Annotated in this window: 7 protein-coding genes; all 7 read left to right on the top strand. The window is 37.8% G+C overall.

The features are described from left to right. Positions 1–180 precede the first annotated feature (180 nt). Positions 181–3,396 carry a SusC/RagA family TonB-linked outer membrane protein gene (locus ABVM52_RS09015; protein ID WP_405379694.1) on the top strand — a complete coding sequence of 1,072 codons (3,216 nt, stop codon included), beginning with the start codon at positions 181–183 and terminating at the stop codon, positions 3,394–3,396. 9 nt (positions 3,397–3,405) lie between these two features. After that, positions 3,406–5,286, top strand: coding sequence for a RagB/SusD family nutrient uptake outer membrane protein (locus ABVM52_RS09010; RefSeq protein ID WP_405379692.1), 1,881 nt, complete (start codon positions 3,406–3,408; stop codon positions 5,284–5,286). A gap of 68 nt (positions 5,287–5,354) precedes the next feature. Beyond that, on the top strand, positions 5,355–8,696 hold the full coding sequence (locus ABVM52_RS09005) for a VCBS repeat-containing protein (protein WP_405379690.1): 3,342 nt from the start codon (positions 5,355–5,357) through the stop codon (positions 8,694–8,696). 108 nt (positions 8,697–8,804) lie between these two features. Further along, on the top strand, positions 8,805–10,073 hold the full coding sequence (locus ABVM52_RS09000) for a phosphatase PAP2 family protein (protein ID WP_405379688.1): 1,269 nt from the start codon (positions 8,805–8,807) through the stop codon (positions 10,071–10,073). Beyond that, entirely contained in the window at positions 10,063–11,742 is a 1,680-nt protein-coding gene (locus tag ABVM52_RS08995) for a CRTAC1 family protein (protein WP_405379686.1), read from the top strand. The genes ABVM52_RS09000 and ABVM52_RS08995 overlap by 11 nt, the downstream gene beginning before the upstream one ends. A gap of 130 nt (positions 11,743–11,872) precedes the next feature. After that, positions 11,873–12,397: an RNA polymerase sigma factor gene (locus ABVM52_RS08990; RefSeq protein WP_405379684.1), complete on the top strand. Its 525-nt coding sequence runs from the start codon at positions 11,873–11,875 to the stop codon at positions 12,395–12,397. Positions 12,398–12,408: 11 nt separating this feature from the next. After that, positions 12,409–12,822, top strand: coding sequence for a hypothetical protein (locus tag ABVM52_RS08985; protein ID WP_405379683.1), 414 nt, complete (start codon positions 12,409–12,411; stop codon positions 12,820–12,822).

Genomic DNA, 12,822 nt, shown 5'->3' with positions numbered 1-12,822 from the left:
TAAATTTAAATAATTAACATTTTATTATATATTTGTTTACAGTAGCATAGTGTATCATAGTCTTTGTTTAAACCAGTGTAACCTTCAAATTGACCATGCATACCACGTCTACTTAAATTAACTAACAACACATTAGAACCTAATTTTATGAATTATCAATTTAAATTCCCTAAGCTTTTCATGATTAGAAATCGTGGAATCTTAACGATGTTTTTATTTTTTGGAGGTATGCTACTGACCAGTTTATATGCCCAAGAAATAACGGTGTCTGGTACGGTTACTTCTGCATCGGACAATATGCCGTTACCTGGAGTATCTGTCATAGATGCCAATAATCCAACAAAAGGTGTGCAAGCAGATTTTGATGGAAATTTTACAATTACTTTGGACGACAATAATACAAGTCTACGGTTTAGCTACATTGGTTTTAAATCCATGGTAGTACCAGTAAACAATCAAACCACTATAAACGTAGCACTTGAAGAAGATGTTGCGAACTTGGAAGAAGTTGTTGTTGTTGGGTATGGTACCCAAAAGAAAGCTACGGTTACCGGTGCGGTAACGGCAGTGCAAGGACCGGTTTTAGAAAGTTCTCCTGCAATTAGTGTATCTAACTCCTTAGCTGGAAGGTTACCCGGTGTAGTCATTGTTCAAACCAGTGGTGAACCAGGCAACGATGAATCTAATATTAGCATTCGTGGTACCAATACCCTTGGCAACAATCAGCCATTAATTGTAATTGATGGTATTCCTGACAGAGATGGTGGTATAGGCCGTATTAATGCAGATGATATTGCAAATATCTCAGTACTTAAAGATGCCTCCGCAGCTATTTATGGTGCTAGGGCGGCAAATGGTGCTATTATCGTTACTACCAAAACGGGTAATGTTGGTAAAATGAAAATAAACTATAAGGCTGATTTTGGTCTTACTAGACCCACAAGGGTGCCAGAAATGGCTAGTGCCGTTGAGTACCAAACTATCATGAATGAATTGGCTATATACAACAGTAATATACCAGCCAGTCAATGGGGTGCTGCAAGCAGTGCGTTTCAATCTACCGGAAGTTACACAATACCTGGAGGTTCAGAGACAGTAAACGCCGCATTCAGTCCAGAAACCATAAACAATCACAGAACAAATGCTGATCCATGGCTATATCCGGATACGGATTGGTTTGGCGCTACTTTTCAAGATTGGGCAGAACAACAAAGACATAATTTATCTATAAGTGGTGGTAGTGAGGATTTAAAATACTACGCATCTTTGGGTTATTCCGATCAGGGTGCCATCTATAAAAATTCTGCCAACAGATATCAACAATATAACTTTAGGTTAAATACGGACGCCAAAATCAATGACTACATTTCTACCAAATTAGGAATGGGGTATAGAAAGGAATATAGAACCTTCCCAACAGAAGGGGCCGGAGCTATTTTTAGAATGTTGATGAGGGGAAGACCCAATGAACCAGCAGTATGGCCAAACGGCCTACCAGGTCCGGATATTGAAAATGGCCAACAGCCGGTCGTAGTAACCACCAATGAAACAGGTTATGATAAACAACCTACAGATTACCTACAGTTTACAGGTTCTGTGGATATCACCAATCCTTGGGTAGATGGTTTAAAATTAACATTAACGGCAGGTGTGGACCAAAGCCAATTACGTAGAAAACTTTGGCAGACTCCGTGGACATTGTATTCTTTAGATCGCGCAAACTATATTGAAACAGGAAATCCTGTTTTGAGTGGAGCCATCCGTTCCAACTTTACAGATCCAAGATTATTACAGTCCTCCAACAACGTACTTAACACAAATCTTACCGGTTTGCTTACTTACGACAAGACAATTGGCGAAGACCATACTATTGGACTTTTGGCCGGTGTAACCCGTGAAAACTTTCAAGGGGAATTTTTCTCCGCTTTTAGAAGAAACTATTTATCTACCGCTGTAGACCAATTAGGTGTAGGTGGTGAAATTGCTCAAGAAACCGATGGTTATGCATATAACAGAACGCGGCTAGGGTATTACGGGCGTGCACAGTACAACTATAAAGAGAAATATTTGGCAGAATTTATCTGGAGAGTAGATGGTTCTTACATATTTCCCGGAGACGACCGTTTTGGATTCTTCCCAGGTTTATTGGTAGGTTGGAACATCAATAATGAAGATTGGTTCAATGTAGACTCTATTAGTTACTTAAAACTTAGAGGATCGTACGGAGAAATGGGTAATGATCAAGTTTCCTTTGACAGCAACGGTGATGGTGCAATTACGGATGACGAGCTACAAGAATATGCATATAAATCAATTTATGAATTTGGACAATACCCTATAAATGGTCAAGTTCAGACCATTCTTAACGAGCCATTGTTGGCCAACCCAAGTTTTACATGGGAAAGGGCAAAAAATTTCAACGTTGGTTTAGATGGTATTGTGCTTGATGGTAAACTAAGTTTTACCTTAGAATATTTCATAAACAAAAGGGATCAAATATTAATTCAAAAAACAGGTTCCACACCAGGGTCGTCAGGTATATCGGATTTATTACCTCCAGTAAATGCGGGTAAAGTTAATAATGAAGGTTTTGAATTTGCATTGAACTATTACGGTGGCAGTGTAGAAGGATTTAAATGGGATGTAGGCGTAAATGGTGGTTATGCACAAAACTCCGTAGAATTTTTAGATGAGATTCCAGGTGCACCTAGCTACCAATTACGAGAAGGAAAACCAATAGGTTCATATTTAGTGTATGAATATGACGGAGTTTTTAGGGATGAAGCAGCCATTAGCTCCAATACATTGGACTACAGTGCGGTAAAACCGGTCCTTGAACCAGGTGATATGAAATTCAAGGATATTAATGGTGATGGTGCCATTAACGATTTAGACCAAGTTAGATTAAAGAACAGTATTAATCCTAATTTCAACTTCGGTGTTACCTTTAATGCATCTTATAAGAACTTTGACCTTTCTGTATTACTGCAAGGTGCTACAGGAGCTAAGTTATTTATACAGACAGAATCTGGTGATATCGGTAATTTCTTGAAATATAGCTTTGATAACAGATGGAGTCCCGATAACCCAAGCAGTGTTGATCCAAGGTTAGCTAGCCGTGGAGACACCTATTACAGTGGTGGTGATTATGGCAACAATACCTATAATCTATTTAGCAAGGATTACATAAGACTTAAAAATGTCCAATTGGCTTATAATTTCCCTAATTCTATGATAGAGCAGTTTGGACTTTCAAATTTCAGAGTATATGTGAGTGGCCTAAACTTGGCAACTTGGGCAGCTCAAGATATATACGATCCAGAATCAACGAGTAATAGTGGGCAGTTTTATCCGCAGCAGTCGATTATTAACACAGGTTTTAGTTTAACATTTTAAAAAAAAATTATGAAGAAAAGGAAATTAGTACTCTTAGGTTTATTGACCATAGCGTTGATACCTATATCGTGTAACGAAGACTTTTTGGAAACACAGCCTTTAGATTCCATTTCAGCAGATGCCACTTGGGCAGATGGAGCTCTGGCTCAAGCTTTTGTTTTCAATGTTTACGCATCCCTTGGCTATGGAGGGTTTGAAGAAGAAGGTTTGGCCTCATTGACAGATGAAGCCATGTTTACGCACTCCGGTAGAGGAATAAACGTTATTACAGAAGGTGCCCTATCGCCTTCCGGTACAGGAAATGTTAATATTATTCCACAATGGGATGAATTGTATTCGGCAATTAGGAAAGCAAATATTGCCATTCAGGAATTACCAAATTCATCTTTTGATGATGAAGTGTTAAAGGACCGTTTACTTGGTGAAGCGCATTTTTTACGTGCGTATTATTACCACCAATTAATGAGGTATTATGGTAGTGCTCCGTTAATAGATAGGCCATATGGTCTTGATGAGGATTATTCCATTGCAAGAAACACTTATGCGGAAAATGTTGACTTTGTAGTCTCTGACCTTGACAATGCCATTTCCTTACTAGACGGCAAGGAAACCACACCGGGTAGAGCATCAAAATTAAGTGCAATGGGACTTAAATCAAGGGTGTTGCTATACGCGGCAAGTGATTTACGTGATGCAACGACAGCCGCTCAAAAATCTGCTACACTTGGTAGCTATGCCAACCAAGACTTAATTGCCTATACTTCTGGAGATAGGGAATCAAGATGGATTGCAGCGAAAAATGCGGCAAAAGCAGTTTTGGACAGTGAAGCCAGCGGATATAAATTGGACTTAACTGAACCGGCTTCTGCGGAAGAAGCAACAGAAACCTACATCTCTATTGCTATGGGAGGTGGAAGTGCTGTTGGTGACCCTGCCGCCAGAGCAGAACTTTTGTTTGAAAGAACACACTCCCCATTGTTTACCCAAGAAAGTAACTGGCCTTTGGGAGGTATTCACCAAGGGATCAATAACGGACCAAATGGTTATCATAACTGGGCCGGTAATACGCCTATTCAACAATTGGTAGACGATTACCAAATGATGGATGGGTCAGATTTTGACTGGAGCAATCCTGAACATGCTGCGGCACCATACGATAATAGAGATCCAAGACTTAAAGCAACCGTTCTATATGATGGCGCACCTTGGAAACCAAGACCAGATGATGTCGCCTCTATTGATCCCTATGATGAAATACAGACCGGTACTTACGATGATGGCAGTGGCGGTATCATTCCTGGTGTAGATATGAGAGATTCTCCCATAGAAAATTGGAACGGTACTAGATCTGGTTACTATGTTCGTAAATTTATTGATCCGGACCCAGCATTAGTAGACAACCAATCCAGTGCACAAGTGGTTCCTTGGCCATTTATTCGTTATACGGAAATTGTATTGAACTATGTGGAAGCCTCCATTGCTACCGGTGATGAGGGAGAGGCCAGAAATTGGCTTAATAAAATTAGATATAGGGCCGGTATGCCCGCAATTACAGCATCTGGAGATGCCCTATTGGAAGCCTATATCAACGAAAGAAGAGTAGAATTGGCTTATGAAGAGCATAGATATCATGATGCCAGAAGGTGGATGATCGCCGATCAAACATTAGGTAGGGGAATCAAAGTAATGAAGGTAACTGCCAAATTAAAACCTGGAGCTACACCAATAACGCCTTACAGATACGATCCAGAGGTATACGATTACACCTATAATGTAGTCGATAATACCGATAACGAAACCAGAATTTGGGATGATAAGATGTATTTCATGCCTTTAAGTAGGGATGAAATTAATCGAAATGAATTATTGATCCAGAACCCTGGCTATTAAGTTAAGTTAATTTTGAGTTATTCGAAAAATCTATCCCTTTGTGGGATAGATTTTTTACATTTAAGCAAATGACCACAAAACAATTTACATTTCTTTTTACTTGCATTCTCCTAATGATAGGTTGTAATGAAAAAGCCAAGGATATTCCTGTTAATAATACGGACCCCATAGAAAAAACCACTCCGCTTTTCACATTATTGACCCCGGAGCAGACAAATATATCTTTTGAAAATACGCTAAATGAGGGTCTCAATGCCAATGTATTGGTATACGAATACCTATATAATGGTGGCGGTATAGCAGCAGGAGATTTTAATGATGATGGGTTAGAAGACCTATATTTTTCTTCCAATATGGGTGATAATAAATTATATCTCAACCAAGGAGGTTTAAAATTTGAGGATGTAACCTCTATAGCCAAGGTTAATGGCAGGTCTGGACCATGGAAAACCGGTGTTTCTTCGGCAGATGTAAATGGCGATGGAAAGTTGGACATTTACTTGTGTTATTCAGGTGCATTGCCAGACCACAAAAGAAAAAACCAGCTTTTTATCAATCAAGGTAACGATGAGAATAATGTTCCTATTTTTAAGGAAGAAGCTGCTAAATATGGCTTAGATAGTGCCGCATTTAGCAATCAAGGATATTTTTTTGATTATGATAAAGATGGGGATTTAGACATGGTTTTGTTAAACCATAATCCAAAATCCTTACCCGTTCTCAATGAAGTTAGTACCAAGCAGTTTCTTAAAAAAGACGACCCATTGCAAGGCTCACGGCTTTATGAACAAAAAAATGGAAGGTTTATAGATGTCACCGTTTCAGCTGGCATTAGTGGCTCTGCATTATCATATGGCCTGGGTATTGGAATTGGTGACATCAATAATGACGGATGGCAAGATTTCTATATATCAAATGACTACACCATTCCAGATTATCTTTACATCAACAATAAAAACGGGACATTTACAGACCAATTGGGTAAACAAATGGGGCATACCAGTCATTTCTCAATGGGCAATAATATAACGGACATTAATAATGATGGTTGGCAGGATATCTTTACATTGGACATGTTGCCAGAAGACAACAAAAGACAGAAACTATTATTATCTCCGGACAACTACGAAAAATTTGACCTGAACATTAGAAGTGGATTTCATCATCAGTACATGCGCAACATGTTGCAATTAAACAATGGTAACAGCACGTTTAGTGAAGTAGGGCAACTTACCGGCATATCTAATACAGATTGGAGTTGGGCACCATTATTTGCAGATTTTAATAATGACGGTTATAAAGACCTCTATATTACCAATGGCTATTATAGGGACTATACCAATTTGGACTTCATAAACTATATGGAAGATTTTGTACAATCCAAAGGGCGTTTACAACGACAGGATGTGTTAGAGCTTATTAAAAAAATGCCCTCTTCCAATTTAACCAATTACTATTACACCAATGTCAATGGTTCTACCTTCATAGACCAAACCCAAAAATTGGGAATAGATGACCCTGCAAACAGCAATGGGGCTATTTATAGTGATCTGGACAATGATGGGGATTTAGATTTAATAGTAAATAATATAAATAAACCCGCTTTCATTTATAGGAACAACAATGATTCTTTGACCAATCGTTATTTAAAAATCAAATTAAAGGGTGCCGAAAAGAATACGGCAGGTATTGGCGCTAAAGCAACTGTTTATGCACAAAGCCAAATGCAGGTTTTAGAACAAATGCCAACACAGGGTTACCTATCTACCATAACCCCCACTTTACATTTTGGCATGAACGATATTAAAGTTATAGATTCGATTTCTATTAACTGGAACTCCGGTAAACAAGAAGTGTTCACCAATGTAAAAACAAACCAGACCCTTTTAATTGACGAGGTCAATGCGAATAGAAAAGCTCCCACAAATAACCAACTAAAACCACTGTTTACAAAATTGGAATCTCCAATAAACTTTGAACACACATCCACGGGCTTTAATGATTTTAAGAGACAGTCCCTCTTATTAAAACAATTTTCGCATAAAAGTCCCGCAATTGTAAAAGCGGATATCAACAATGACAATTTAGAGGATATAATCATAGGGGGCGGAATAGGTCAAAGCGCCTCAGTTTACCTTCAAACACCCAAGAATACATTTAATAAACATCCAGTTAATGATTTTATAAAAGATGCTGACCACCTTGATACCGATATTGCTATTTTTGACGCTAACGGAGATGGATTTTTAGATATCTATATTGCCAGCGGCGGATATCATGATCTACAGCAAAATGATCAGCGTTTACAGGATAGATTATATGTAGGTGACGGTAAAGGTAATTTCAAAAGAGTAAGATCCGCACTACCCAATATGCTAACAAATACCGGCAGTGTATCTTTTTCGGATATAAATAACGATTCCTATTTAGACCTATTCGTAGGCGGCAGCTATATCCCTGGCAGATACCCTGAAACTTCTAGAAGTTACATACTCATGAACAATGGTAAAGGAGAATTTAATGATCAAACATTAAAAATACAACCCGGCTTACAATTGCCCGGAGCAATTACCGATTCTGAATGGGCAGACATAAACGGTGACTCTATTGATGATTTGATAACGGTGGGCGAATGGCTACCGATACAAATTTTCATAAACAAAAAAGGAACGTTGGTAGATGATACAAGTACCTATTTTAATCAGTTGCCAAAAGGCTTATGGACAACTTTAGAGCTAGCGGATGTTGACAAGGATGGTCGTATAGATATATTAGCTGGCAATGTAGGCCTAAACACCCAATTCAATGTAACTTCAGATACTCCGGCAGAATTATATTATTCTGATTTTGATAAGAATGGGTCTATAGACCCTATTTTAAATTTCTATGTTGGTGATTCTAGTTATCCCTATATTACAAGAGATGAACTTTTAGGACAATTGGCTGGCTTAAGACAGCGCTTTACGAGTTATGAAACTTACGCCAATGCCCAACTTACTGATATTTTTAGCAAGGCTCAATTAGAAAAAGCCTCCAAATTGACCATGGATCATCAAGAAACGACCTTGTTTCTGAATTTGGGAAATAAAAAACTGAAACAGGTCATATTACCTTTGCAGGCACAATATGCCCCAACATCACAAATTATTGTCAAGGATTTTAACCATGACGGGCATTTAGATGTCTTAGTACTGGGTAATGATGAATTTTATAAACTACGTATTGGAAAATTTGATGCCAATTATGGCACCATGTTGTATGGCGATGGCAAAGGCCAATTTAAATACATACCGCAATCTGTTTCTGGTTTAACCATAGTGGGTAGCGAACCCAAAGCTGTTATGATCAATGGCCAGTTAATGGTAGTTACTTATGGTAAGAATATACAGACCTATAAATTTTCAGAATAAAGTTTCAATCTTATGATGATGTTTTATTACAAAAAAGTAAAGTCCAGCATATGCGTTTTAAGTTTACTACTGGTTTTAACTGCTTGTACGCAAAGGGAACAGCATAGTATGACAGAAAAAGAGGTGGCTTTAGAATGGGCGAACATGACATTGTTCATTACTAGATACACGCCTTCCAACTCCCCCACTTTTGCATCCAGAGCTTTTGGATATACCGGGCTCACCATGTATGAATCTGTAGTGCCAGGCTTTACCGATTATAAAACCATGAACGGCCAGTTGTTAGGGTTAGAAAAGCTTCCTACAGTTGATGATACAAAAGAATATAATTGGGTATTGGCCCTAAATGCAGGTCAATCAGAAATTCTAAAAAATATATACGTTCAAACATCCGAAGAAAACATTCAAAAAATAGATTCTCTAGAGCAAGTTATTTACGATCAATTTCACAAAGAAGTTGAAAAAGAAACGGTTCAGCGCTCGGTAGATTTTGGAAAAGCTGTTGCCAATGCAATTTTTGAGTGGTCTGAAACAGATGGTGGACATAGAGGGTATCTTTTCAATTTTGACAAAAACATGGTTCATCCAGACAGACCCGGTGCATGGAAACCCCCACTGTTTGCACAATCCTTCAGTCATCATCCCTTACACCCACATTGGGGGGAGAATAGAACATTTGTTTCCAAAAATAAAGAAGTAGAAGACCCGAAGATGATTCCGTATGACACCACGCCAGGTTCTCCTTATTATGAACAATTTGAAAATGTATACCTAAAGGATCTTGAACTAACCCAACTAGAAAAGGAAGCGGCAATTTGGTGGGGAGATGATCCAGATGTTAGTTTTACCCCACCCGGTCATTCGTATTATTTTGCATCACTTGCTGTAGAAGGCCATGATATTTCACTTATTGAAAGTACGCAGGTATTTGCACAAGTAGGTATGGCGGTAGCAGATGCATTTATAAATTGTTGGAAATGGAAATATCAATTCTTTACCGAGCGGCCTAATACATTTGTACCTAAATATATTGATGAAGAGTGGGAGTCTTTTTGGCCTGATCCCCCGTTTCCTTCTTTTCCATCAGGGCATGCCATACAAGCGGCAGCAGCGGCAACTGTTTTAGAACATAATTTTGGTAAGGAATTCACTTTTACGGATAGAGCTCATGAAGGCAGGGAAAGAGATGAGTTGAAAGAAACGGACTTTGTAATACGTACGTTCCATTCTTTTTGGGAAGCCGCACAAGAAACAGCCGATTCTAGATTTTACGGCGGTATACACACCCAATTGGACAATGAAGTAGGTTTAGAAAAAGGCAAGGTAATAGCTAAGAACGTTTACAACTTAGAATGGAGAAACACGTATGAACAATAACACATTATTAAACTACCTAGTTATATCCATTTTTTTCTTTGGATGGGTTAGCCATGCACAACAATTTACAGATGTTACCGAAGACTCGGGTATAAATCACCAATTTGAGGTATATGAAGGTACCTTTGGTGGAGGCGTTACCGTTTTTGATTTCAATAATGATGGTTTTGAAGATCTTTACATCACCAGCGGTATAAAAGATGATAAATTATACTTGAACAACGGCGATGGAACTTTTAAAAACGTTTTTGAAGGATCTGGTCTTGAGTTTACCAGTAAGTATGTTACACAAGGCGTAGTAAGTGCCGATGTTAATAGAGATGGATTTAGAGATGTATTCATAACCACGATCACTACTACCGATGGTAAGAATATTATTCCAAGGGCAAAAAATCTATTGTTCTTAAATAATGGAGACTCCACCTTTAAAGATGTTACTAATGAATACGGATTAGAAGATTTAAATTCCTTCAGTACAGGTCCAAGCTTTGGCGATATTGATGCCGATGGTTACCCAGATTTATTTGTGAGCAACTATTTTCAAGAATTTACCGGCAAATTGGGAATCATAAAAGACGCTACCATAGTCAGTGCCAACCAAACAGCTAAAAGTTATCTACTAAAAAACGAAGGTGGCAAAAGTTTTGAAAATGTATATGATGACTATAGTTTAGGTCATAAAGGTTTTGGCTTTGGCGGTGTTTTCACCGACTTTGATAATGATCAAGATCAAGACCTTTTGGTAAACCAAGATTTTGGGTATAAAGCAGTACCGAATTTTCTATACCAAAATGAATATCCTAATGACCGTTTTGAAGACGTCAGCAAGCAAACCCAAATGAATTTGAAGATTAACGCCATGGGAGCTGCTGTGGGAGATTATAATGGTGATGGTTGGATGGACTACTACATTACCAATATAAAATTCAATTGGTTAATGGAAAACCAAGGCAAGGGCAAACCCTTTATAGATAAAGCAAAGGAATTGGGTACGTATAATCTAGCCATTAGTTGGGGAGCCAATTTTGCTGATTTTGACCATGATCAAGATGTAGACCTTTTTGTTGCCAATGGAGACCTGAATCCTAATTGCACACCCATGGGTAACTTTTATTTTGAAAATAATAAAGGAAGCTTTACTGAAAGTGGAAGGGAATATGGTATAAATGACTATGGTATTGGTAGGGGTTCAGTTATTTTTGACATGGATAACGATGGGGATATGGACTTATTGGTCGTGAACCAAAAACCTATTCTAAATTACCCAATAGCATCTACAACACGTCTTTTTAGAAATGACATTGCTACCGGAAACTGGTTAAAAGTGGCCTTAAAAGGTGTACAGGCCGAAACCAACGGAATAGGTTCAAGGGTAACGGTAATTGCCAATGGAAAAAGATTAATTAGAGAAATAGATGGAGGAGGATCCAGCCATTTGTCTCAAAACTCCGTTATTGCACACTTTGGGTTAGGTGCAAATACAAAAGTGGATTCTGTTATTGTAGATTGGACGGGTGGCAATACCCAGGTAATAACTAATGTTGAGGCCAACCAACAACTACAGATAATTGAAATTGCGCAACCCAAGAATAATCCATCTTATGTATGGTATCTTCTAGGCATGCTTCTTTTAATTGCTGTTGCTATATATTTATTCCGTAAAAAATAATCACAACTATCTGATTATATTATCTTTACAATCAATTAGATTTCATTTTAAAAAATAAATTCCCAAAAAAATGCAATAGGTTTCAACTTCTTCGTCTTTATATATGAAGACCAATTGAAAATACTCTTGGATGTCATCCAACAAAAACGATAACAAGAACCTGAATAGTTTTTTTGAAGAAGAATATGGCTCCATCAAGCACTATATTCAATCTAAAATCAAACAAACATCAGAAAGTGATGCAGAAGACATTATACAAGATGTCGCATTACGTATTTTCTCAAGACCTATAGATGCATTACCTATACATAACATTGGCGGTTATGTATATAATGCAGTTAAAAACAAGATTACCGATATTCTGCGTACTAAAAAATCGCGCTTAGATGACCAAGATCAACTGGAACAACTTTGGACGGATTTTACCAGTTTATTCTATGATGAAACTTCCAACGAATATCCCCATCATGTTCGCGAAAAGCTAAAGTTTGCCATTAGCGAACTTAAACCTGTGTATAGGGACATTATCATAGCGGTAGATTTTGAAAATTACAGTTATAAAGAAATTGCCTCTGAAACCGGTATACCACAAGGCACTCTAATGTCTAGAAGACATAGGGCATTATCAATTTTACTTAAAAATATAGAAAATTAAAAAATAGAGTTATGGAATCTAATTTGGAAAAAAACATGGAAAATTCAGTGCAACACTATGTACACAAGGCATTTAAAATTCTCTTTTTTATTCTGCTAGGGCTAGCAATAGCCCTATTAGTGGGCTACATTGTTATGCGCTTATGGAATTGGCTTATGCCAGATATTTTTGGATTACCCCAAATAGATTATTGGAAAGCTATAGGAATACTTCTCTTCTCTAAAATAATCTTTGGTTTTGGAGGAGGTGACGGTCCGGGTAACAAGAAAAAGAACAAACACAAAAAATTTGCAAAATTTGACCCATGCAAACCCGTAAGAAATGATTTTTCTAAATGGAAATATTATGATGAATTCTGGAAAAATGAAGGAGAGCAAGCTTACAAAGACTATGTGGCCAGAAATAAATCCTTAAATAACGGGTAA

The organism is Maribacter sp. LLG6340-A2 (genome assembly GCF_045057105.1).
Taxonomy (GTDB): Bacteria; Bacteroidota; Bacteroidia; order Flavobacteriales; family Flavobacteriaceae; genus Maribacter.
The sequence above is the reverse complement of the archived record's forward strand: the minus strand, read 5'-3'. Positions and strand labels throughout refer to the sequence as shown.

Bases quoted from the DNA above. Each gene is read 5' to 3' on its own strand.
- ABVM52_RS09005 (WP_405379690.1), top strand. From the start codon at position 5,355: ATGACCACAAAACAATTTACATTTCTTTTTACTTGCATTCTCCTAATG.
- ABVM52_RS09000 (WP_405379688.1), top strand. From the start codon at position 8,805: ATGACAGAAAAAGAGGTGGCTTTAGAATGGGCGAACATGACATTGTTC.
- ABVM52_RS09010 (WP_405379692.1), top strand. From the start codon at position 3,406: ATGAAGAAAAGGAAATTAGTACTCTTAGGTTTATTGACCATAGCGTTG.
- ABVM52_RS08990 (WP_405379684.1), top strand. From the start codon at position 11,873: ATGTCATCCAACAAAAACGATAACAAGAACCTGAATAGTTTTTTTGAA.
- ABVM52_RS08995 (WP_405379686.1), top strand. From the start codon at position 10,063: ATGAACAATAACACATTATTAAACTACCTAGTTATATCCATTTTTTTC.
- ABVM52_RS09015 (WP_405379694.1), top strand. From the start codon at position 181: ATGATTAGAAATCGTGGAATCTTAACGATGTTTTTATTTTTTGGAGGT.
- ABVM52_RS08985 (WP_405379683.1), top strand. From the start codon at position 12,409: ATGGAATCTAATTTGGAAAAAAACATGGAAAATTCAGTGCAACACTAT.